This is a genomic window from Streptomyces guryensis (assembly GCF_021261325.1).
In the GTDB taxonomy this organism is placed as follows: Bacteria; Actinomycetota; Actinomycetes; order Streptomycetales; family Streptomycetaceae; genus Streptomyces; species Streptomyces guryensis.
Genome location: NZ_JAJSBI010000015.1, coordinates 1 through 22,521, shown reverse-complemented (window position 1 = coordinate 22,521; position 22,521 = coordinate 1). Strand labels below are relative to the sequence as shown.

16 protein-coding genes are annotated in these 22,521 nt (G+C 69.8%); 8 read left to right on the top strand and 8 right to left on the bottom strand.

The features are described from left to right. The first annotated feature begins 2 nt into the window (after positions 1-2). From LJ657_RS27265 to LJ657_RS27255, 3 genes are read left to right on the top strand one after another with little or no spacing between them, the layout of a single operon-like run. Positions 3-398: a DUF742 domain-containing protein gene (locus LJ657_RS27265; RefSeq protein WP_232651403.1), complete on the top strand. Its 396-nt coding sequence runs from the start codon at positions 3-5 to the stop codon at positions 396-398. 24 nt (positions 399-422) lie between these two features. Further along, positions 423-4,052: a hydantoinase B/oxoprolinase family protein gene (locus LJ657_RS27260; protein WP_232651402.1), complete on the top strand. Its 3,630-nt coding sequence runs from the start codon at positions 423-425 to the stop codon at positions 4,050-4,052. Next, a complete protein-coding gene (locus LJ657_RS27255; protein ID WP_232651401.1) occupies positions 4,033-4,638 on the top strand; it encodes a GTP-binding protein in 606 nt (201 codons plus the stop codon). The genes LJ657_RS27260 and LJ657_RS27255 overlap by 20 nt, the downstream gene beginning before the upstream one ends. Positions 4,639-4,714: 76 nt before the next feature. Here the strand turns inward: LJ657_RS27255 and glpK are convergent, their stop codons facing one another. From glpK to LJ657_RS27235, 4 genes are all read right to left on the bottom strand, one after another. Next, positions 4,715-6,226 (bottom strand): glycerol kinase GlpK, encoded by a 1,512-nt coding sequence (glpK, locus tag LJ657_RS27250; protein WP_232651400.1) that lies wholly within the window; start codon positions 6,224-6,226, stop codon positions 4,715-4,717. A gap of 485 nt (positions 6,227-6,711) precedes the next feature. Then, the gene (locus LJ657_RS27245) at positions 6,712-8,364 is read right to left on the bottom strand and encodes a GGDEF domain-containing protein (RefSeq protein ID WP_232651399.1); all 1,653 of its coding nucleotides are present in this window, start codon (positions 8,362-8,364) and stop codon (positions 6,712-6,714) included. 111 nt (positions 8,365-8,475) lie between these two features. After that, positions 8,476-9,666, bottom strand: coding sequence for a lipid-transfer protein (locus LJ657_RS27240; RefSeq protein WP_232651398.1), 1,191 nt, complete (start codon positions 9,664-9,666; stop codon positions 8,476-8,478). Further along, positions 9,663-10,088 (bottom strand): Zn-ribbon domain-containing OB-fold protein, encoded by a 426-nt coding sequence (locus LJ657_RS27235; RefSeq protein ID WP_232651397.1) that lies wholly within the window; start codon positions 10,086-10,088, stop codon positions 9,663-9,665. The genes LJ657_RS27240 and LJ657_RS27235 overlap by 4 nt, the downstream gene beginning before the upstream one ends. Before the next feature lie 179 nt (positions 10,089-10,267). Between LJ657_RS27235 and LJ657_RS27230 the strand changes: the two genes are divergently transcribed. After that, positions 10,268-11,077, top strand: coding sequence for a M15 family metallopeptidase (locus LJ657_RS27230; RefSeq protein ID WP_232651396.1), 810 nt, complete (start codon positions 10,268-10,270; stop codon positions 11,075-11,077). A 47-nt stretch (positions 11,078-11,124) separates the two neighbouring features. Beyond that, positions 11,125-11,661, top strand: a complete 537-nt coding sequence (locus tag LJ657_RS27225; protein ID WP_232651395.1) for an NUDIX domain-containing protein — start codon at positions 11,125-11,127, stop codon at positions 11,659-11,661. A gap of 1 nt (position 11,662) precedes the next feature. Here the strand turns inward: LJ657_RS27225 and LJ657_RS27220 are convergent, their stop codons facing one another. Continuing rightward, a complete protein-coding gene (locus tag LJ657_RS27220) occupies positions 11,663-14,029 on the bottom strand; it encodes a glycoside hydrolase family 31 protein (protein ID WP_232651394.1) in 2,367 nt (788 codons plus the stop codon). A 212-nt stretch (positions 14,030-14,241) separates the two neighbouring features. Here LJ657_RS27220 and LJ657_RS27215 point away from each other — a divergent pair, with 212 nt between their 5' ends. Then, the gene (locus tag LJ657_RS27215) at positions 14,242-16,209 is read left to right on the top strand and encodes an acetoacetate--CoA ligase (RefSeq protein WP_232651393.1); all 1,968 of its coding nucleotides are present in this window, start codon (positions 14,242-14,244) and stop codon (positions 16,207-16,209) included. A 10-nt stretch (positions 16,210-16,219) separates the two neighbouring features. On the opposite strand, the gene LJ657_RS27210 is transcribed toward LJ657_RS27215, so the two are convergent. Continuing rightward, on the bottom strand, positions 16,220-17,539 hold the full coding sequence (locus tag LJ657_RS27210) for an aminotransferase class I/II-fold pyridoxal phosphate-dependent enzyme (protein ID WP_232651392.1): 1,320 nt from the start codon (positions 17,537-17,539) through the stop codon (positions 16,220-16,222). A gap of 111 nt (positions 17,540-17,650) precedes the next feature. Here LJ657_RS27210 and LJ657_RS27205 point away from each other — a divergent pair, with 111 nt between their 5' ends. Both LJ657_RS27205 and LJ657_RS27200 read left to right on the top strand, forming a co-directional pair. Further along, positions 17,651-18,865, top strand: a complete 1,215-nt coding sequence (locus LJ657_RS27205) for an MFS transporter (RefSeq protein WP_232651391.1) — start codon at positions 17,651-17,653, stop codon at positions 18,863-18,865. A 22-nt stretch (positions 18,866-18,887) separates the two neighbouring features. Then, positions 18,888-19,781, top strand: coding sequence for a DUF8829 domain-containing protein (locus LJ657_RS27200; protein WP_232651390.1), 894 nt, complete (start codon positions 18,888-18,890; stop codon positions 19,779-19,781). A gap of 81 nt (positions 19,782-19,862) precedes the next feature. Here the strand turns inward: LJ657_RS27200 and ptsP are convergent, their stop codons facing one another. Both ptsP and LJ657_RS27190 read right to left on the bottom strand, forming a co-directional pair. Beyond that, entirely contained in the window at positions 19,863-21,533 is a 1,671-nt protein-coding gene (ptsP, locus tag LJ657_RS27195) for a phosphoenolpyruvate--protein phosphotransferase (protein ID WP_232651389.1), read from the bottom strand. Between the two features lie 78 nt (positions 21,534-21,611). Beyond that, on the bottom strand, positions 21,612-22,061 hold the full coding sequence (locus LJ657_RS27190; RefSeq protein ID WP_232651388.1) for a PTS sugar transporter subunit IIA: 450 nt from the start codon (positions 22,059-22,061) through the stop codon (positions 21,612-21,614). Positions 22,062-22,521 lie beyond the last annotated feature (460 nt).

The following is a 22,521-nucleotide window of genomic DNA, read 5'->3' as shown; positions in this document are numbered from 1 at the left end:
TCATGAGCGCTGACGGTCAGGGAAGAAGCCACTGGTTCGACGACGAAGCCGGACCGGTCGTCCGTCCGTACGCGATGACCCGCGGCCGCACCACCAGTGCGGGCCAGCACCGCCTCGACCTGATCGCGGTGGTCGTCTCGGAGCCCCAGTCGGACGATCCGGACGCCGACGCGACGCTGTCCCCGGAACACGTGGACATCGTCGATCTGTGCCGTGACGCCCCCCAGTCGGTCGCCGAACTCGCCGCCGGACTCGATCTGCCGATCGGAGTGGTGCGTGTCCTCGTCGGTGACCTCGTCGCAGGGGAATTCGTCCATGTGACGCGGCCGGTACCCCCTGCCGAACTGCCGGACGAGAGTATTCTGCGCGACGTGATCAACGGCCTCCGGGCACTGTGAGAGGCGCGGAAGCGGGGTACTGACGTGACAGGCTGGCAGTTCTGGGTCGACCGAGGCGGCACGTTCACCGACATCGTCGCTCGGCGCCCGGACGGCCGCCTGCTGACGCACAAGCTGTTGTCGGAGAATCCGGCGCGATACTCCGACGCAGCGGTCGCCGGCGTCCGCGAACTGCTGGACGGCTCCCGGGACCCCATCGAGGCCGTCCGCATGGGGACGACGGTCGCCACCAACGCGCTCCTGGAACGCAAGGGCGAACGTACGCTGCTCGTCGTCACCCGAGGCTTCCGTGACGCGCTGCGCATCGCCTACCAGAACCGCCCGCAGATCTTCGCCCGCCGCATCGACCTCCCCGAACTGCTCCACGAGCGGGTCGTGGAGGTCGACGAGCGCATCGCCGCGGACGGAACCGTCCTTCGCGCCCCCGACCTGGACGCCCTCCTCGCCCCCCTCCAGGAGGCGTACGACGACGGCATCCGCGCCGTCGCAGTCGTCTGCATGCACAGCCATCTGCACCCCGCTCACGAGCAGGCCGTGGGGGAGCTGGCCGCCCGCATCGGATTTCCGCAGATCTCGCTGTCCAGCGAGGTCAGCCCGCTGATGAAACTCGTGCCGCGCGGGGACACCGCGGTCGTCGACGCCTACCTGTCGCCCGTGCTGCGCCGCTACGTCCAGCACGTCGCCGACGAACTCCACGGCGTACGGCTGATGTTCATGCAGTCCAACGGCGGACTTGCCGAGGCCGGGCAGTTCCGCGGCAAGGACGCCATCCTCTCCGGGCCGGCCGGAGGCATCGTCGGCATGGCCCGGATGTCTCAGCTGGCCGGCTTCGACCGCGTCATCGGTTTCGACATGGGCGGCACCTCCACCGATGTCTCGCACTTCGCGGGCGATTACGAGCGCGTCTTCACCACGCAGATCGCCGGCGTCCGGCTGCGCGCGCCCATGCTGGACATCCACACCGTCGCAGCCGGCGGCGGCTCGGTCCTCCACTTCGACGGCTCCCGCTACCGCGTAGGGCCGGACTCGGCGGGCGCGGACCCAGGACCTGCCTGCTACCGCGGCGGCGGCCCGCTCGCCGTCACCGACGCCAACGTCATGCTGGGCCGGATCCAGCCCGCCCACTTCCCCAGCGTGTTCGGCCCGGACGGCGACCAGCCTCTCGACGCGGCGCTCGTCCGCGCCCGCTTCGCCGCCCTCGCGCGCGAGATCCGCACCAGCACCGGAGACGACCGCACCCCCGAGCAGGTCGCCGAGGGATACCTGCAGATCGCCGTCGCCAACATCGCCAACGCCGTCAAGCGGATCTCCGTCCAGAAGGGCCACGACGTCACCCGCTACGCCCTCACCACCTTCGGCGGCGCGGGCGGCCAGCACGCGTGCAAGGTCGCCGAGTCGCTCGGCATCCGCTCCGTCCTCGTACCGCCCATGGCGGGCGTGCTGTCCGCGCTCGGCATCGGCCTCGCCGACACCACCGCCATGCGCGAACAGTCCGTCGAGACACCCCTGGAGCCCGCGTCCATGCCCGCCGTTCTCAAGACGGCCGACGACCTGGCGGAAGCGGCCCGCGCGGAACTCCTCGCCGAGGACATCCCCGAGGACCGCATCCAGGTCACCCGCCGCGCACAGCTGCGCTACGACGGCACGGACACCACCCTCACCGTCGAGCTGACCGAGCCCGCCACAATGCGTCACACCTTCGAAGAGCGTCATCGCGCCACGTACTCCTTCACGCTCGACCGCCCGATCGTCGTCGAAGCCCTCTCGGTCGAAGCCACCGGCATCACAGATCCCCCCGATCTCTCTGTCCTCGCCCCGTACCGAGCCGCCCGCGCAGGCTGCTCGGCCACGCCCGAGACCGTCCGGCTCCACACCGGCGGCGCCTGGCGCGACGTCCCCCTCCACCGCCGCGAGGACCTTCCTCCCGGCGAAACCGTGACCGGCCCCGCGATCATCACCGAAGCCAGTGCGACGACCGTCGTCGACGACGGCTGGCAGGCCGTGGCACGAGACGACGGGCATCTGGTCATGGAACGCTCGGCGATTACGGAGAGTTCCGAACTCGACACAAAAGCTGATCCGGTTCTCCTCGAGGTCTTCAACAACCTCTTCATGTCGATCGCCGAACAGATGGGCGCCCGCCTGGAGTCCACGGCCCAGTCCGTCAACATCAAGGAGCGGCTCGACTTCTCCTGCGCCCTCTTCGACCCGGACGGAAACCTGGTGGCCAACGCGCCGCACATCCCCGTCCACCTGGGCTCCATGGGGACAAGCGTCAAAGAGGTCGTCCGGCGCCGGCGCACCTCGATGCGGCCCGGTGACACCTATGCGGTCAACGACCCGTACCACGGCGGCACCCACCTGCCGGACGTCACGGTGATCACCCCCGTCTTCGACACGCACGGTGACCGAATCCTCTTCTACGTCGCCTCCCGCGGCCACCACGCCGAGATCGGCGGCATCGCCCCTGGCTCCATGCCCGCGAACAGCCGGACCATCGACGAGGAAGGCATCCTCTTCGACAACTGGCTGCTGGCCGAGAACGGCCGCTTCCGCGAGGAGGAGACCCTCCGCCTGCTCACCGAGGCGCCCTACCCCTCCCGCAACCCCAAGACCAACCTCGCCGACCTGCGCGCCCAGATCGCCGCCAACCAGAAGGGCGTCGACGAAGTCGCCCGCATGATCGGGGACTTCGGACTCGACGTGGTGCAGGCGTACATGAAGCACGTCCAGGACAATGCGGAGGAGGCCGTGCGACGGGTCGTCGACGCCCTGGACGACGGCGAGTACGTCTACGAGACCGACTCGGGGGCCGTCATCCGCGTACGCGTGCGCGTGGACCGCGAAAACCGCCGCGCGACCGTCGACTTCACCGGCACTTCCCCCCAACTGGCCAGCAACTTCAACGCCCCCTTCGCCGTGGTCAACGCGGCCGTCCTGTACGTGTTCCGCACCCTCGTCGCCGACGACATCCCCCTCAACGACGGTTGCCTGCGCCCTCTCGACATCGTCGTCCCGCCCGGCTCCATGCTCGCGCCCGAACCGCCGGCCGCGGTCGTCGCAGGCAACGTCGAGACCTCCCAGGCCATCACCGGCGCCCTCTACGCCGCCCTCGGCGTCCAGGCAGAAGGATCCGGGACCATGAACAACGTCACCTTCGGTAACGAACGGCACCAGTACTACGAGACCGTCGCCTCCGGCTCCGGCGCGGGCGACGGCTTCCCCGGAGCGCCCGCAGTACAGACCCACATGACCAACTCGCGGCTCACCGACCCCGAGGTCCTGGAGTGGCGGCTGCCCGTACGGCTCGACGAGTTCGCCGTCCGGTACGGCAGTGGCGGCCCCGGCCGCTGGCCCGGCGGGGACGGTGCGGTGCGCCGCATCCGCTTCCACGAGCCCATGACGGTCTCCACGCTCTCCCAGCACCGCAGGGTCCCGCCCTACGGCATGGCGGGGGGCGAGCCCGGTGCGCTGGGCGCCAACCGGGTGGAGCATGCGGACGGTACGGTCACCGCGCTCGGCGGAAGCGACTCGGCGGACGTCGGCCCCGACGACGTACTCGTCATCGAAACCCCTGGCGGCGGAGGCTACGGACCGCCGTCGTCCCACCCCCAGCAAGCAGGAGAAGAGATCGATGATCTTCGGGCGTTCTGAGCGCGGGAAGCCTCCGGTGGAGCCCGTCACGTTCAAGATCCTGGTGGCCGGCGGCTTCGGCGTGGGCAAGACCACCCTCGTCGCCGCGGTCAGCGAGATCAGGCCGCTGCGCACCGAGGAACTGCTCACCGAGGCCGGACGGCCCGTTGACGACACGAGCGGGGTGGAGGGCAAGCACACCACCACCGTGGCCATGGACTTCGGCCGTATCACCCTCCGTGAGGACCTGGTGCTGTATCTGTTCGGCACACCCGGGCAGGAGCGGTTCTGGTTCATGTGGGACGAGCTCTCCGAGGGTGCCCTCGGCGCCGTCGTGCTCGCCGACACCCGTCGCCTGGAGGACTGCTTCGCCGCCGTCGACTACTTCGAGCGACGCTCCATACCCTTCGTGGTCGGCGTCAACTGTTTTGAGGGCTCGGCCCGTTACCCTGCCGACGACGTCCGCCAGGCCCTCGACCTGGACGACGACGTACCGCTCCTGCTGTGCGACGCCCGCGACCGCGAGTCAGCCAAGGAGGTCCTCATCGGCGTGGTCCAGCACGCCATGGCGTACGCGGCCGACCGCCGTCAGACCGTCACCACCTGAACCATGTGCGCGGCCCGTACCCCCGCCGACCGGGGTACGGGCCGCAGCCGAAGGGCTCACACACGTGCGCGTGGGCCTAGTTCTCGCCGTCCTCCTCCCAGGCGAAGCTCTTCTCCACGGCCTTGCGCCAGTTGTGGTACTGGCGGTCCCGTACGGAGGCGTCCATGGAGGGCGTCCACTCGACGTCCTTCTGCCAGTGGGACTTCAGCTCGTCGAGGTCGTTCCAGACGCCGGTGGCGAGACCGGCCGCGTACGCGGCGCCGAGACAGGTGGTCTCGGAGACCTTCGGACGGACCACCGGAACGTCGAGCACATCCGCCTGGTGCTGCATGAGCAGGTTGTTCTTGGTCATGCCGCCGTCCACCTTCAGGGTGGTGATGTGCACCCCGGAGTCCTGGTACATGGCGTCCACGACCTCGCGCGTCTGCCAGCTCGTCGCTTCGAGCACCGCTCGGGCGAGGTGCGCCTTGGTGACGTAGCGGGTCAGGCCGGTGATGACACCGCGCGCGTCGGAGCGCCAGTACGGCGCGAACAGGCCGGAGAAGGCCGGCACGATGTACGCTCCGCCGTTGTCCTCGACACTGGCCGCCAGGGGCTCGATCTCATCGGCGGTACGGATGATGCCCAGCTGGTCGCGGAACCATTGCACGAGGGCACCCGTTATGGCTATCGACCCCTCCAGGCAGTAGACCGGCGCCTCACTGCCGATCTTGTAGCCCATCGTCGTCAGCAGCCCGCTCTTGGACGCCACCGGCCGGTTGCCGGTGTTGAGCAGCAGGAAGCTGCCCGTGCCGTAGGTGTTCTTCGCCGTGCCCACGTCGTAGCAGGCCTGCCCGAACACGGCCGCCTGCTGGTCGCCGAGGGCCGAGGCGACCGGCACCCCGGCCAGCTGGCCCACCGCGGTGCCGTACACCTCGGCCGACGACCTGATCTCGGGAAGGACGGCCTCGGGGATGTTCATCGCGGAGAGGATGGACGGGTCCCACTGGAGGGTTTCCAGGTTCATCAGCATGGTGCGCCCGGCGTTGGTGACGTCCGTGACGTGCTGTCCGCCGTCGGTGCCGCCCGTCAGGTTCCAGATGAGCCAGGAGTCGACGGTGCCGAAGGCGATCTCGCCGTTCTCGGCGCGGGCCCTGAGCCCGGGCACGTTGTCCAGCAGCCAGGCGGCCTTGGGGCCGGAGAAGTAGGTGGCCAGCGGCAGTCCGGTCTGCTCGCGGAAACGGTCCTGCCCGTCCGAGCCACCGAGCTGGTTGGTCAGAGCCGCGGTGCGGGTGTCCTGCCACACGATGGCGTTGTGCACGGGCTTGCCCGTCGCGCGGTCCCACAGGACCGTGGTCTCGCGCTGGTTGGTGATGCCGAGCGCGCTGAGCTGGTCGGCGCGCAGTCCGGCCTTGGCGATCGCCCCCGCGACCACCGCCTGCACCTTGGACCAGATCTCGGTGGCGTCGTGCTCCACCCAGCCGGGTTTCGGGAAGATCTGGCGGTGCTCGCGCTGGTCGACAGCGACGATCGCACCGTCCTGGTTGAACACGATGCAGCGGCTGGAGGTGGTGCCCTGGTCGATAGCGGCGACGAACTTGTCCGTCATGACGTCCTCTTCGTCGTTCCTTCAGAAGGCTGCTTTGGATTCAGAGGGCTGCTGTGAAGACGAGCCCGGAAAGCACCCCGCCGATCAGCGGTCCGACCACCGGGATCCGCGTGCCGCGGCCTTCGCCGTGTGTGTCTGTGTTGCCCATGGCGGCTCCTAGGCCCTGTCCCGGGGTGATCGACCCCGGTTCTCGGTTCAGGGTGCGTTTCCCGTGGCGACTTCAGCCGAAGGCGGAGACGCTCCCGCGCCCCGCCCGGCGTCCGTGACGAGCGTGCCGTCGCAGCCGAATCGCCCGTGGGGGAACGGGCCTGTTCTCCAGGTGGGGCCCGCGCGGCGCGTGCCTGGATACACCGTGTATGTACGGCGATGTCGACTGACACCGGAAGTGTTCACCGGCGCCCACAGAGCGTCAAGGTCGCCGACGGCAACGGTGACAGCCGCCGTTGTGTCCGAGCGAAGGAGAGACGGTCGGTCGCTTACGACGATCAGCCTAGGCCGGGTTCCGCCACCGCGCACCCGGCCTGGGCGGGCGCCGTCCCCGAGCCGCGCCGGATCTCGTGGCCCGGCAGGCCCGCCCGGCCCAGCACCCAGCTGGCCCCTTGCAGCGATTTCGCGGCCTTCTTCAGCGGCGCCAGACATGCGGCGGCCTGCCGGTGGTCCGTCACACTGCCCGGCAGGCACAGGACGGTGGCCAGGGACAACGTGACGGGGCGCCCACCGGCCGACCAGGGCGCGTCCAGCATCGAGGCGGCCAGCGGATCCAGCCACTCCGGCTCGGCGAGCACCAGGAAGTCGTCGCCGCCGATGTGGCCGACGCGGGTGCTCCCGGACGCCGCGTGTTGCAGCGCCCGCCCGACCGAGCGGATCAGCTCGTCGCCCGCTGCGAACCCGGCACCGTCGTTGACCTGCTTGAAGTGGTCCACATCCAGCCAGCTCAGGGCGAAGGGCCGGCCGTCCGCGATGCGGCGGTCCACCTCGCCGGTGATCGCGTCCGAGCCGGGCAGGCGCGTGAGCGGATTGAGCCTGGCCGCCTCCTCTACCCGGCTCTCGGCCAGTGCCCGAACGAGGTCCGCGAGCCGGACGACACCCACGCACCGCCCGGTCCGGTCCACCACCGCCACATCGTCCGACGTGCGGCCCCGGCCGCCGACGGCCACCACGTCCAGGACCTCCCAGGCGGTGGCGTCCACGCCGACCGTCCGCGGCGGATCCCCGAGCTTGGCGGCCGGCCGGTCGGCGTACAGGGCGTGTCCGTAGCGTCCCGACATCGACAGCAGGAACCGCGAGCGGTGCACCGACCGGACCGGGAGCCCGTTCACATCCACGAGCAGCACGCCCGACACCTCCGGAGACCCGGTCAGCAGGGCCCGTACCTGACCGGCCGACGCGGTGGCGGGCAGCAGCGCGGCCGGCCGCACGAACTCCCGCACGGAGGGCCCCGACTTCGGGACCGGCAGGACACCGGAGGGGCGGGGCGGAACGTATACATCCGCCGCGGGCAGCCGGGCCGGCGGTGCGAACAGCTCGCCCTGCGCCAGCTGAGCCCCTGCCGAGACCGCTGCCGCGCACTGCAGTTCCGTCTCGACGCCCTCGACGGACAGGAGCGCTCCCAACTGCTCGCAGAGCGTCCGCATCGCCCTGACGGCCGCCGGCCGCACCAGCAGCGACGCATCCAGTTTCACCAGGTCGGGCGCCATATCTGTGAGCAGTCGCAGGGGTACGTCCCCGTCCCCGACGCCGTCCGCACTGATCCGGAAGCCCTGCGCCCGCAGTGCGCGTACCGCCTCCAGCAGCGCCTGCTGCGGAACGTGAGTGTAGGGAGGCCCGATGTCGATCGTCACCTCCCACGGCAGCCGTCCCGACTCGCGCACGGCGGTGTGCAGCGGGGTGAGACCGCCGAGATCGGCCAGGGTGCCCGCGAACACGTTGACGTGCAGCGGCAGCAGAGTCTCCTTGCGAGCCGCCGCTCGGACCGCCAACACCGCCAGCCGGCCGTCGAGTTCGGGATTTCGACGGGCCTCGGCCAGGATGTCTCCGGTCTCCGGGCGGGCGAGTATCTCCAGCCCTGCGACCCCTCCGGTGGTCAGGTTGACCACTGGCTGGAAGGCGAAGCGGAGAGTATCCGTCCAGGAGTGCACGGGAGCATGATGGCTCCGTCGGCGCACGCCCAGGCCCAGTTCATGAGACGTTCACGCAGGATTCCGGGGCGATCACGCAGCGTACGAGAAAGGGCTTGCCCCCCCGCCCGGCTACCGCACCGCGATCACCGCCGACCCGTGCCCGAACAATCCCTGGTTCGCCGTTATCCCCACACGCGCCCCGGCGACCTGCCGCTCACCCGCCTCCTGTCTCAACTGCCATGTCAGTTCGCACACTTGGGCAATCGCCTGGGCGGGAACCGCCTCTCCGAAGGAGGCCAGTCCACCGCTCACGTTCACCGGTATTTGCCCGCCCAGGGCCGTCGCCCCCTCCCGAAGCAGCTTCGCGCCCTCTCCCTGCCCGCACAGCCCCAGATCCTCGTACCACTGCAGCTCCAGGGCGGTGGACAGGTCGTAGACCTCCGCGAGGGACAGATCCTCGGGACCGAGGCCCGCCTCCTCGTAGGCCGCCCGCGCGATCGACGCGCGGAACGTTTCGGAGACAGGCTCGGCCGCCACCGCGGAATCCGTCGCGATGTCCGGCAGATCCAGCACCGTGTTGGGGTAACGCGGCGTCACCGTGGACACGGCCCGGATCCGCACCGGCCGGCCTGCTCCGTGCCGGCGCGCGAACTCCATGCTCGACAGCACCAGAGCCGCGCCTCCGTCCGACGTCGCGCAGATGTCGAGCAGCCGCAGGGGATCCGCGACCACCGCGGACGCGGCGACCTCCTCGGCGGTGACCCGCTTGCGGTAGCGCGCGTTCGGATTGAGCGCCCCCAGGGCCGAGTTCTTCACCTTGACCTGTGCGAAGTCCTCCACCGTGTCGCCGCGCACGGCCATGCGACGGCGTGCGTACAGCCCGAAGTACGTGGGGTTGGTCGCCCCCAGCACGCGGAAGCGCAGCCAGTCCGGATCGTCGGGCCGGTCGCCTCCCGCCGGCCGGAAGAACCCCTTGGGTGCTGCGTCGGCACCCACCACGAGAACCACGTCCGCGAGCCCCGAAAGGATCTGCGCCCGCGCGGTGTTGACGGCCTGCGCCCCGGACGCGCACGCCGCGTACACACTCGCCACCCTGGCCCCCTGCCAGCCCAGAGCCTTCGCGAAGGTCGCACCGGCCACATAGCCCGGATAGCCGCCCCGCACGGTGTCCGCGCCGACCACCGAGCCGATGTCCCGCCACTCCAGCCCGGCGTCGGCGAGCGCCGCACGGGCCGCCGCAGCCCCGTACTCGACGAAGCTGCGCCCCCACTTGCCCCACGGGTGCATGCCCGCGCCGAGCACCGCCACCTCGCCCGTCATGCCCTCACCCCCGCCGGCCGCCAGTGCCAGGTCGTCCAGATCGTCTCCGCGTCCTCATGGAGCACCCCGGCGACGACCTCCACCTCCATGCCCACCGTCAGGTCGGCGACGGTGACCCCGGGAGCCGCCTGCCCCAGCACCACCATCCGCTCGGACTCCAGCTCCACAGCGATCAACGCATACGGCTCCCACGGAAGTTCCGGATCGGTCACATAGGGTGACGGTGGCCGGTACCGGCTGTCGGTGTACGACCAGACGCGCCCGTGCCGCGAAAGGGGCACCTCCTCCAGATCGCCGCCGGGACACCGGGGGTTGCGGCAGTGTGCGTCCTCACGCGGGAAGAAGACCGAGGAGCACGCCGCACAGCGCGTGCCGAGGAGCCTGAAGCCGTCCCCGTCGTCGGCGAACCACCCGTCGACCACAGGTGTGCGCGTACGCGACAAAACCCCTCCCCGCTGTAGAATCTGACGGAACGTCAGGAGTCTGCCACGGGCATCCGGAAATGGGCAGGGTCACGTTCGAGCCGTCCCCCGGAGCCTCGGGTATGAACTGCATCCGATCGCTTCCCGAGAGGAACACCGACCTGATAGACGCAGGAGACATGACACGTCTCTCCAGCGCAGTACGCGGACTGATCGCCGCCCTCGCCGCCCTGCTGGCCGTGACCGCCGCCTCCGCGCCCGCCCAGGCGACGACGGAGCCCAAGGCACCGAAGGACTTCGTCGCCCTGAGAACCGTGGACCCGACGATCATCCAGGAGATGCGCTACTTCACCCCGCACAACTTCGTCGGCGAGCGTATCGACGGCTACCGGCAGCCGATCTGCCTGCTCACGCGGCAGGCCGCCGAAGCGCTCCACAAGGCCCAGCTGAGGCTGCTGCGCAAGGGTTACAGCCTCAAGGTGTACGACTGCTACCGGCCGCAGCGTGCCGTGAACCACTTCGTCCGCTGGGCCGAGGACCTCCACGACCAGGCGATGAAGGGCGAGTTCTACCCGAACGTCGACAAGACCCGTCTGTTCGAGGACGGCTACATCGCCGAGAAATCCGGCCACAGCCGCGGCTCGACCATGGACCTCACCATCGTGAAGCTCCCCGCGAAACCGACCCGGCCGTACCACCCGGGAGAGCCCCTGGTGTCCTGCTACGCCCCCAAGGGCGAGCGCTTCCCCGACAACTCCGTCGACATGGGCACCGGATTCGACTGCTTCGACACCCTCGCCCACACCCTCGACCCGCGTATCCAGGGCGAACAGCGCGCCAACAGACTGCTCCTCATGAGCACCATGGAGGGCCTGGGATTTGTGAACCTCGCCGAGGAATGGTGGCACTACACGTACAAGCCCGAGCCGTACCCGGACACCTACTTCGACTTCCCGGTCTCCTGGAAGTCGCTGGCCGGCGGCCACTGAGCCGCCTGCCGAAAACGCCAATCAGTTGATCGGATACATTCCGCTTCGTGTCCGAAACTCATGCCTCCACCCCCAACTCCGCGCCCGACTCCCACTGTTCGAGCTGCGGAGCGCCCTACGGAGAGGGCGTTTCAGGCTGGCCCCGCACCTGTCCGGCCTGCCACGCGGTGGCCTACCGCAACCCCTTGCCGGTGGCCATCGCACTCCAGCCCGTGTACGACACCAAGGGAACCGCCCTGGTCGTCATCACCCGAACCGTCGCCCCCGCGCGCGGAGGCATCGCGTTGCCCGGCGGTTACATCGACGACCGCGAGGACTGGCGGCAGGCCGTCGTCCGCGAACTCAAGGAAGAGACCGGCATCGACGTGGCCGGCCGCGACGTACGACTCGTCGACGCCATGAGCTCACCCGACGGGCACCTGCTGCTGTTCGGGCTCCTCCCGGAGCGCCCGGCCGAGGGCCTTCCCCCGTCCACGGTCACCGATGAGACGGAGGGCTGGCACCTCCTGCGCAGGCCGGAGGAGCTCGCCTTCCCTCTGCACACGCTCGCCGTACGCGCGTGGTTCGAGGGCCGGTACATCTGAGTCAGCCCTCCTTCAGCCCTCGCACTCGCACCGGGTAGGGCGGCTCGCTCCTGCCTCCCTCCCCCTCCCGCTCGACCACCAGGCGCCGTCTCGTCCAACGGGCGACGTATCGCTCCAGTTCCGGCTCGTCCCATCCGTCACCCGCGTCCTGCACCACCAGTCCACCCCCGCTCCGTCCCCGGGCGGGTGCCCAGACCTCCAGCTCCAGCCCGCCGTCGTCCCCGCGCACGGGGACGACGGCCCCCGCGCGCGCGAGCACGGGAATCCGTGACAAGGGGGCGTCGAGGAGCACCTGCGCCGGCCCCTCGTACGCCTGCTCCGTCACCGTGTCGTACCAGCGCCCCCGGGGCAGCTGCACCGCCCGCCGGTCCGCGCCAGGGTCGAGCACCGGCGCCACCAGCAGGGAGTCGCCCAGCAGGAACGCGTCCTCGCAGTCGCGCAACGCCCGGTCCTCGGGCGCCGCCCACCACAGCGGCCGCACATACGGCGCTCCGGTGCGCCGGGCCAGATGCGCGAGCATCATGAAGTACGGCAGCAGCCGCCGGCGTTCGACGAGCGCCACGCGCGCGTGCTCCAGCACGTCGGCACCGAACTCCCAGGGCTCCCGGCGTCCCGCCCGCAGACTCGCGTGCGTGCGGAACAGCGGCAGGTAGGCGCCCAGTTGGAGCCAGCGAAGATACAGCTCGGGCGACGGGCTCCCGTCGAAACCGCCCACGTCCGGACCCGAATACGGCACTCCGCACAATCCCAGCCCCATGACCAGCGACAGTGAGGCCCGCAGCCCGGGCCAGCCCGTGGCCACGTCACCGGACCACGTCCCCCCGTAGCGCTGCAGGCCGGCCCAACCGGAACGCGAGAAAATGAACGGCCGTTCCTCAGGATCCAGTTCGCGCAGCCCTTCGTAGGCGGCCCTGGCCATACACAGCGCGTAGACGTTGTGCGCCTCCCGGTGGTCTCCGCCACGGCCTTCCAGCGAGTGCCTTGCCGAACGAGGCAGCGTCGACTCCCCGAAGGCGGCGAACGAAGTGGGCTCGTTCATGTCGTGCCAGAAACCCGAGAACCCCTGGGCGAGGCGTTCCTCGTACAGACCGCCCCACCACTCACGCACGCGCGCGTGCGTGAAGTCCGGGAAGACCGCCTCCCCGGGCCACACGACGCCGCGCACGAGCCGCCCCGAAGCGTCCCGCACGAAGGCGTCCACGGCGGCCCCGCCGTCGTACACCGCGTTCCCCTCAGCGGCCTTGACCGCGGGGTCGACGATCGACACCAGCCGGATCCCGTCCCGCCGCAGCTCCTCGGCCAGTACAGGCAGCTTCGGAAAGCGTTCGTGGTCGACCGTGAACACCTGGTGCTCGTCGTAGTGGTCGATGTCCAGATGGACGGCGTCGAGCGGCAGCCCACGCTCCTGGTAGCCGGAGACGATCCGTCGCACCTCCTGTTCACTGCCGAAGCCCCAGCGCGCATGGTGATGGCCCAGCGCCCACGCGGGCGGAAGCGCAGGCGCACCCGTCAACGACGCCCAGGTGAGCAGCACGCGCGCGGGGGTGCCCACGATCACCCAGCAGCGCAGCGGGCCGCCGTCCGTCCGTACTTCGCACGTCCCCGCTCGGTCGTGCCCGGAACCGGCGCCCTCCTCGCCCTCTCGCAGCGTCACCGTGCCGTCCCATGACGTGTCGTGGAACACCAGATGCGTCGCCGCGTCGGCCACCACCAGCTGCACCGGCATCGTGATGTACAGCGGATCGTCTCCGGGACCGAACGCGCGCCCCGGGTCGGTGTTCCACAGGCGGTACGTTCCTTCGCGCAGCCGCGGGCCCGATGCCCGCCCGCCGAGCCCGAAGAACCGTGCGTCCGCGGCCACCTCCGAGCGCTGCATCCAGCGTGCGGTACCGCCTCCGACCGGCTCCCACCAGCGGGGCGGCAGATCACGGCGCAGGGTCATACCTCCGGGCGTGAGCACCTCGACCGCGCCGTGCCGCGAGACGACGACCGTCACCCGCTCGGCCACGACCCGCCAGCCGCCGTCCTTGTCCGGCTCCAGGACGGCCCGGGGATCCGGCTCCGGACAGCGGCCCGCGAGCGCGTACGACGGCTCGGGAGAGGCCCCGTCCCAGCCCCAGAAGACCGCCCCGTTCACAGCGACGAAGATGCGCAACTCGGACCGGCTGAACCGGACGACGCCACCCCCCGGACCCGGCTCCACCTCCTGCACGGGTCCGGGCACCCGTGCACGCTCGGCGCCCCGCGACGGCAGCGCGGAGGCGTCGGCCCGCCTCCTCCGCCACGCCGCCTTCACGGTACGCAACCCCTGGGCCGCCCTCACCGAACCGACCACCCTTATCGAACGCACCAGGTCACGACCGTCCATGCTGCTCACCCTGCCATTGACCGCCCCGCGCGCGTGTGTCGTTCAACTGCCGTTCACCCGTGCCGGGACCACATCTTCACGACGCGGACTATGTGCGGCGCGCCCTGGTGTAGAAGTCGATCACATGGCATCGTCCGTGTCAGCCGCGTCACGCGCACACCCCGCACGTGCGCGACCGACGCATACGACGCGCACAGTCCGGGAGCCGCCCCATGTCGACCGTGAACCCCCAGCCGCTCTGGCAGCCAGATCCGGAACGCATCGCCCAGGCGCAGGTCACGAAGTTCCAGGCCTGGGCGTCCGAGCACCACGGCGCCCCGGCCGAGGGCGGCTACGCGGCACTGCACCGCTGGTCGGTCGCCGAACTGGACACGTTCTGGAAAGCCGTCACCCAGTGGTTCGACGTACGGTTTTCGACGCCCTACGCGCGCGTACTCGGCGACCGCTCGATGCCGGGAGCCCAGTGGTTCCCCGGGGCGACCCTGAACTACGCCGAGCACGCCCTGCGCGCGGCCGCCACCCGCGCGGACGAACCAGCCCTCCTGCACGTCGACGAGACACACGAGCCGCTCCCGGTGACCTGGGCCGAGCTGCGCCGCCAGGTCGGCTCCCTGGCCGCCGAACTGCGCACCCTCGGCGTACGCCCCGGAGACCGCGTCAGCGGCTACCTCCCGAACATCCCGCAGGCCGTCGTAGCTCTCCTCGCCACGGCCTCCGTGGGCGGCGTCTGGACCTCCTGCGCCCCCGACTTCGGCGCCCGCAGCGTCCTGGACCGCTTCCAGCAGGTCGAACCGGTCGTCCTCTTCACCGTCGACGGCTACCGCTACGGCGGCAAGGAGCACGACCGCCGCGACATCGTCGCCGAGCTCCGCCACGAACTGCCCACGCTGCGTGCCGTCGTCCACATCCCCCTCCTCGGCACCGAACCCCCCGAGGGCGCCCTGGAATGGTCGGCCCTGACCGGCGCGGACGTGGAGCCCGTCTTCGAGCAGGTCGCCTTCGACCACCCCCTGTGGGTGCTGTACTCCTCGGGCACGACCGGCCTGCCCAAGGCCATCGTCCAGTCCCAGGGCGGCATCCTGATCGAACACCTCAAACAGCTCGGCCTGCACTGCGACCTGGGCCCCGAGGACCGTTTCTTCTGGTACACCTCGACCGGCTGGATGATGTGGAACTTCCTCGTCTCCGGCCTCCTCACCGGAACGACGATCGTGCTCTACGACGGCAGCCCCGGCTTCCCGGACGCGGGCGCCCAATGGCGTATCGCCGAACGGACCGGAGCCACCCTCTACGGCACCTCGGCGGCCTACGTCATGGCCTGCCGCAAGGCCGGCGTCCACCCGGCGCGCGACTTCGACCTCTCCAAGGTGCAGTGCGTCGCCACCACCGGATCACCGCTGCCGCCCGACGGCTTCCGGTGGCTGCACGACGAGGTACGCCACGATCTGTGGATCGCATCCGTGAGCGGCGGGACGGACGTGTGCTCCTGCTTCGCAGGAGCCGTACCGACTCTCCCGGTCCACATCGGCGAGCTCCAGGCACCCGGCCTCGGCACCGACCTTCAGTCCTGGGACCCCACCGGCAAGCCCGTGATCGACGAGGTCGGCGAGCTCGTGGTCACCAACCCCATGCCGTCGATGCCGATCCACTTCTGGAACGACCCCGACGGCAGCCGCTACCACGACAGCTACTTCGACACCTATCCCGGTGTGTGGCGCCACGGCGACTGGATCACCGTCACCTCCCGCGGCTCCGTCGTCATCCACGGCCGCTCCGACTCGACGCTCAACCGCCAGGGCGTGCGCATGGGGTCGGCCGACATCTATGAGGCCGTCGAGCGCATCCCCGAGATCAGGGAATCTCTCGTCATCGGCGTCGAACAACCCGACGGCGGCTACTGGATGCCCCTCTTCGTGCACCTGGTCCCCGGCGCCGCCCTGGACGATGCCCTGCTGGACCGCATCAAGCGGACCATCCGCGAACAGCTCTCACCGCGCCACGTCCCCGACGAGATCATCGAGGTACCCGGCATTCCGCACACGCTCACCGGAAAGCGCATCGAGGTCCCGGTCAAGCGCCTCCTCCAGGGCACGCCACTGGAGAAGGCCGTCAACCCGGGCTCCATCGACAACCTGGATCTGTTGCACTTCTACGAGGACCTCGCCCGCAAGCGCGCCTGACAGGGGCGGCTCAACCGCCGTAGGTGGCCTCGGACTCGCCGAGCACGGCAGCGAAATCCGAGGCCAGCCGAGCCGCGTCGGCCGGTTCCAGGTCGGTCCCGGAGATCCGTACGCCCGGCGGCGACGACAACCGGAACCTGGCGCCGGCCGCGACCCACCAGCCATGGGACCGCAGCCCGTTCACCACGGCCGACTCGTCGCGCACAGGCACCCACAGGTTCATGCCGCTCGCCCCGTGCGCGTCGATCCCGCGCTGTCCGAGCTCCTGGAGCAGAGCACCGCGGCGCAGCGCGTACGTGTCCCGCGCGCGGGCGACCAACGCGCGCGTGCCGTCGTCCGACAGCAGCCCGTACACGATCTCCTGGAGCAGATGGCTGACCCAGCCCGAGGTCAGCAGCAGCCTGCCGTCGTGGCGGGCCAGGGTGGTCGCGTCGCACGCCGCCGCGGCCCACCTCAGATCCGTACCAAGGAACTTGCTGACCGTCCGCACGTGCACCCAGCGCGCCAGCCCGCCGACAGCCAGCGAGTGCAGGGGCGCACCGGCCACGGCGGACGCGTGGTCGTTCTCCACCACCAGCACGTCGGGCTCGTCCCGGAGCAGGTCCACGAGTGCGTCCCGGCGTACGGCGGAGAAACAGCCGCCGTACGGATTCTGTGCCCGCGGGCTGCACACCAGAGCCCGCGCCCCGGCCCGCAGCGCCCCACGCAGGGCATCTGGACGCACACCCTCCTCGTCCACGGCCACCGGCACGATACGCAGACCCAACGCCGTGACCAGATCCAGCAGATGGTGATATCCGGGGTCTTCCATGGCCACGGCGTCGCCGGGCCGCAACTCCACGGACAGCAGCCGCCCGATCAGATCCAGCGCTCCATGCGCGAACGTCACATGCTTGGCGGGCACGCCGTCGGCCCCGATCCAGTCGCGCACCACGTCCTCCAGCCGGGCCAGGCGGGGCGTCGAGCGATGGGCCCGGACGCCGGGGGACAGGCGGGAGGGAGGTACGAGGGCAGGAAGGAGCGCGGGATCCGGGTGCCCGCCGGACAGGTTCCGCAGTCCTTCCGGGACCCTTGGCGGCCTCCGTGACGCCACCGCCGGCGCCGCCGCCACGACGGTTCCGCCACGCCCTCGCGTGACCACGATCCCGCGCTGCCGCAGCTCCTTGTAGGCCGTCGCGACCGTCCCCGGGCTGACTCCGAGGTCGTCCGCGAGCCGCCGCACCGGTGGCAGCGCGGCCTCGGGCCCCAACGTTCCCTCCGTCACGGCCCGTTCGACGGACCCGGCAATTCCCTTGGCTGTCGTACCAGTGATCCCATATTGTGTTGCCACGTTGCTAATTATGTATCAGTACATAACTGAAAGCAAGGGGGAGCAGTGCATCCGATGCGCCGCGCAGCCGCATGGTCGAGCCGGATACCCGGGGGGCGTGACGGACGCAGAATGCTCGCCATCGCCCTCGTCGATCGTGTCGGCAGTGGTCTGTGGGCGTCCGTCTCGGTCCTGTACTTCACCTATGTCTCAGGCCTCTCCATCGCGCAGGTCGGCACACTCGCCGCAACCGCGGGGGCCATCGGCATCGCCGGTGCACCCCTGGGCGGCCGGATCGCCGACCGGTTCCCGCTCACCCGAGTCCTGCTCGCTGTCCAACTCCTGCGCGCAATGGCCTCCCTGGCACTCCTCACCACCAACGACTACGCCCTACTCCTCGCCATTTCCGCAGTGGGCAGCCTCGGAGATCGCGCGGCAAGCGTCCTCACCAGGCTCTACGCCACCCGCGTGGCCGGCCCCGACCGCGTCCGCTACCAGGCCGTCCACCGCACCATCGCCAACGCCGGCTGGGCCCTGGGTGGCCTCGCCGCCGCGGCGGCACTGGCCCTCGGCACCACCAGCGCCTATCAGTGGCTCCTTGCCGGCGACGCCCTCTCCTTCCTGGCCGCCGCCCTCCTCACCCTGCGCTGCGGCGAGCCCCCGTCCGCCTCCCGCACCGTCACCAGCTCGAAGACCCCGGCACCCGCGACCAAGCCGACACACACAACCCCCTGGCGTGACCGCGCCTACCTCGCATACGTAGCCACCGATACCGTCCTCTTCCTCGACGACGCCGTCTTCAAGGTCGGCCTGCCGCTGTGGATCGTGCACGCAGGCAACGCACCGCACGGCCTCGCCCCCCTGCTGCTGGTCCTCAACAACGTGATGGTGGTGGCCCTCCAGGTTCCCCTGGCCCGTTTCGGGACCACCACCGCGGCCGCCCGCGCGCTCCTCCTCCCGCTGTCAGCCGCCTTCGTTCTCGGCGGCATCGCCATGGCGCTCTCGGCCACCGGGAGAGCCGTCTCCGCGACCCTGCTCCTCACGGCCTCGGCCGCTGCCTTCACCTTGGCCGAGATGCTCCACGCCACCATCTCCTGGGAACTCTCCGTCGCCCTCGCCCCCGGCACCGCGCAGGGCGCCTACCTCGGCGTGCACGGTCTGGCTCAGTCCGCCCAACGCAGCGTCGGGCCACTGGCCGTTACCGCGGCCATCTCCACCGGCCCGGTCGGCTGGATGACCTTCGGCGCCATCATCAGTCTGACCTGCTTGATTCAGCACCGACTGGTCCGTGATCACCTCACCCCGACGCAATTGTCAGTGCCCGCGGTTACTGTGAGTGAGCATTGATCGACCGTGCACAGGGGGAAACATGGCGTACACCGACCACCAGACCATGCGACGCGTCCTGCACCGCGAAATCGCAGGCACCATCGGCCTGTTGACCGACGAGCACGACTTCCGTGCCATGCGGCGCTACCGCAGCTTCACCTTCGACAACCACACGCACTATCTCCAACAGGTGGAGGCCCTCCTCAAGACACGCGCCTCCCAGGGCAGTCACACCGCGGTCGCCCTCTTCGACCCGCAGGAGTACGCCGAATTCTGCGCGGACACGGGCCTCGACCCCGACGTCCAGTCGAGCCGAACACGCTTCACCGCCGAACTGGCCACAACAGGACCTGTGCTTCCCTACGAGGGCCAGCCCCTGGCCGACCTCGTCCCCGCCCTTGTCGACGAAGCCGTCCGACAGGCCACCTGGGAGTACGCGTCCACCCTCCTCGCCCGCCTCGGCGCCTGTGCCTCCTGCGGCGAGGACATCGGCCGCGCCGCCTTCACACGCGCCTCCCACCTCGTCGTACGCATCCTCGACACAGCAGGGGCAGGCAACCGGCACCTCGTCTGCAGCGTCTCGGCAACCCCCGAGACACTCCTCTCCGTCCTCCACGCAGACGAAGACGACCAAGGCGCCATCCAACTCGACGAGGCCGAGGCTCTCGAATTCACCACAGTCCTGGCCCTCGGCATCGCCACCCAGACCCCAGGCGGGCTCGTTATGCGCACCAGCGCCCCCGGCACCACCGACCGCGTCTACGGCTGGCGACTGCGCGGAGAAGGCCTCGAACCCCTCACAGCAGGCGAGGTGTTCGACGCTTACTGCACCGACATCGATTCCGGAGACCTGATCTCCCCGGAATCGGACGTCGACTACTGCGTACCGCCGGACCTCGGGGAGGAAGGACAGAGCCCGGGCCACCGCCACTGAAGGCAGAAGGGGCGCTCCACCCGCGGGTGGAGCGCCCCTCAAGAACACTCGGCGAAACAACAGCCGGCGGCCGCCGCTCGGCTACTCGCCGGACAGCACCGCACGAGCCGCGTTGCGCGCCTCCTCGGCGCTCTCCGCAGCCCGGGCCGCAGCAGCAGCACGCTCACACTGGGCCAGCGTGTACTTGCCAAGAGTCGTGCGCACATAGGGAATCGACGCCGCGCCCATGGAAAGGGAGGTGACACCAAGGCCGGTCAGCACACACGCGAGCAGCGGGTCGGACGCGGCCTCACCGCAGACACCACAGCTCTTGCCCTCGGCCCTCGCTGCCTCCGCGGACAGCGCCACCAGGTCGAGCAGCGCGGGCTGCCACGGATCCTGCAGACGGGACACCGCCCCCACCTGACGGTCCGCTGCGAACGTGTACTGCGCGAGGTCGTTGGTCCCCAGCGACAGAAACTCGACCTCCTGCAGGATCGACCGAGCCCGTAGCGCGGCCGAAGGAATCTCGACCATCGCTCCGAACTTCGCCTGCAGTCCCGCTTCACGGCAGGCGTCGGCGAACGCCTTGGCATCGGCACGGTCCGCCACCATCGGGGCCATGACCTCGAGGTAGACCGGCAGACCCTCGGCAGCCTTCGCGAGCGCCGTCAGCTGGGTGCGCAGCACCTCTGGGTGGTCGAGCAACGTCCGCAGGCCGCGTACGCCCAGCGCCGGATTGGGCTCGTCGCCAGGCGTGAGGAATTCCAGCGGCTTGTCCGCGCCGGCGTCCAGCACACGGACGACCACACGGCCCTCGGGGAACGCCTCGAGCACCTGCCGGTAAGCCTCGATCTGCTTCGCCTCCGAAGGGGCGTTCTTGCTGTCGTCCAAGAAGAGGAACTCGGTGCGGAACAGGCCCACACCCTCAGCCCCGGCCTCAACGGCGGCAGGTACGTCCGCGGGCCCGCCGACGTTGGCCAGCAGCGGCACCTTGTGGCCATCGGAGGTGGCGCCCGGACCGGTCGAGGCGGCGAGCGCTGCTCTGCGCTCAGCGGCCGCGGACTCCAGTTGCGCCTTCTTCTCCTCACTGGGGTTCACATGGATCTCGCCGGTGCTGCCGTCGACAGCGATCACCGTGCCCTCGGCGAGTTCACCGGCACCCGGCAGCGCCACCACAGCCGGAACACCGAGCGCCCGCGCCAGAATCGCGCTGTGGCTGGTGGGCCCGCCCTCCTCGGTGACGAAACCGAGCACCAGAGCAGGGTCCAGCAGCGCCGTGTCGGCAGGCGCAAGGTCACGTGCAATAAGAACGTATGGCTCGTCGCTGTCCGGAACACCCGGCATCGGCACCCCGAGCAGCCGGGCGACGATACGATTCCGCACGTCATCCAGGTCGGCCACACGACCGGCCAGGTACTCGCCGGCACCTGCCAGCAGAGCGCGGTACGCGGCGAACGCGTCGTACACGGCACGCTCGGCCGAACTGCCGACGGTGATACGCCGTTCGACATCCGCCATCAGCTCGGGGTCCTGCGCCATCATGGCCTGTGCCTCGAGCACCGCCTGGGCTTCGCCCCCCGCCAGATTGCCGCGCGCCATCAGGTCGGCCGCCACAGCGTCCACGGCCTGGCGGGCGCGCCCCTGTTCACGCTCCGCGTCCTCGGCCGGAATCTGCTTGGCAGGCGGCTCCAGCACCGCCGTTCCCATGTGCCGAACCTCGCCGATCGCCACACCGTGACTCACACCGACGCCTTGCAGCGTTGTCTCCATCTCACCCGTCTCCGATAGTGCGGCGGGTCCCGCCGCCGCTGTGGTTGTCCTGCTTGCCGTCATACGACGGCACTGACGTCACTTCCAGACGAAAAGACTGTCGCCCGCCTTCACGTCACCATCGTCACGAAGATCGGAGAGGGCCTCGGCAGTGGCCTCGAGCGCCACGACGGGGCACACCGCGGACTTGCCGGCGGCTTCCACGGCGGCCGGATTCCAGCGGACCACACTCTGCCCGCGCGTCACGGTGTCGCCCTTGTTCACGAGCAGCTCGAAGCCGTCACCGTTGAGCTGCACGGTGTCGATACCGAGGTGGGTGAGTACTCCATGCCCCTGCTCGTCGACAACGACAAAGGCGTGCGGGTGGAGAGAGACGATGACTCCGTCCACGGGAGCGACGGCCTCGGACGCCTCACGCACGGGGTCGATCGCCGTACCCGGGCCCACCATGGCCCCGGAGAAGACTGGATCGGGCACTGCTGCCAGGCCGATGGCGCGTCCTGCAATCGGGGACGTCACGGTGGTCATGGGAAGCCTCCCAGAGGTGGAGATCCATATGGGCCGTCACTCCCTGTACCGGACGGCGCACTGTGGAGCAGGGTATGTCATATGAACTGCCGGTTCCGCATGGAAGATACCGGATAGTGGTCTAGACCACCAGCCCTATCGATTTGCACCTGCTTCCCAGCCCCGTGTACAGTCGTACTCCTGCTTGAGGCCGAGCGACGCGACCAAGCGTCCTTGGTTCAGCATCACCCACACTTGTCAGATCCTATCTCGGGGTCACCTTCTGCATGCCTGCAGGGAGGTGGTCAGGGGGACGGAAAAACACTGATAGAGTTTGGAACACCGAAGGGAAGCGCCTGGAGGAAAGCCCGAGAGGGTGAGTACAAAGGAAGCGTCCGTTCCTTGAGAACTCAACAGCGTGCCAAAAATCAACGCCAGATATGTTGATACCCCGTTCTCGGCCGGTTTCGGTCGGGGCGAG

Bases quoted from the DNA above. Each gene is read 5' to 3' on its own strand.
- LJ657_RS27255 (WP_232651401.1), top strand. From the start codon at position 4,033: ATGATCTTCGGGCGTTCTGAGCGCGGGAAGCCTCCGGTGGAGCCCGTC.
- LJ657_RS27190 (WP_232651388.1), bottom strand. From the start codon at position 22,061: ATGACCACCGTGACGTCCCCGATTGCAGGACGCGCCATCGGCCTGGCA.
- LJ657_RS27215 (WP_232651393.1), top strand. From the start codon at position 14,242: ATGTCGACCGTGAACCCCCAGCCGCTCTGGCAGCCAGATCCGGAACGC.
- LJ657_RS27230 (WP_232651396.1), top strand. From the start codon at position 10,268: ATGACACGTCTCTCCAGCGCAGTACGCGGACTGATCGCCGCCCTCGCC.
- LJ657_RS27240 (WP_232651398.1), bottom strand. From the start codon at position 9,666: ATGACGGGCGAGGTGGCGGTGCTCGGCGCGGGCATGCACCCGTGGGGC.
- LJ657_RS27205 (WP_232651391.1), top strand. From the start codon at position 17,651: ATGCTCGCCATCGCCCTCGTCGATCGTGTCGGCAGTGGTCTGTGGGCG.
- ptsP (WP_232651389.1), bottom strand. From the start codon at position 21,533: ATGGAGACAACGCTGCAAGGCGTCGGTGTGAGTCACGGTGTGGCGATC.
- glpK (WP_232651400.1), bottom strand. From the start codon at position 6,226: ATGACGGACAAGTTCGTCGCCGCTATCGACCAGGGCACCACCTCCAGC.
- LJ657_RS27200 (WP_232651390.1), top strand. From the start codon at position 18,888: ATGGCGTACACCGACCACCAGACCATGCGACGCGTCCTGCACCGCGAA.
- LJ657_RS27220 (WP_232651394.1), bottom strand. From the start codon at position 14,029: ATGGACGGTCGTGACCTGGTGCGTTCGATAAGGGTGGTCGGTTCGGTG.
- LJ657_RS27265 (WP_232651403.1), top strand. From the start codon at position 3: ATGAGCGCTGACGGTCAGGGAAGAAGCCACTGGTTCGACGACGAAGCC.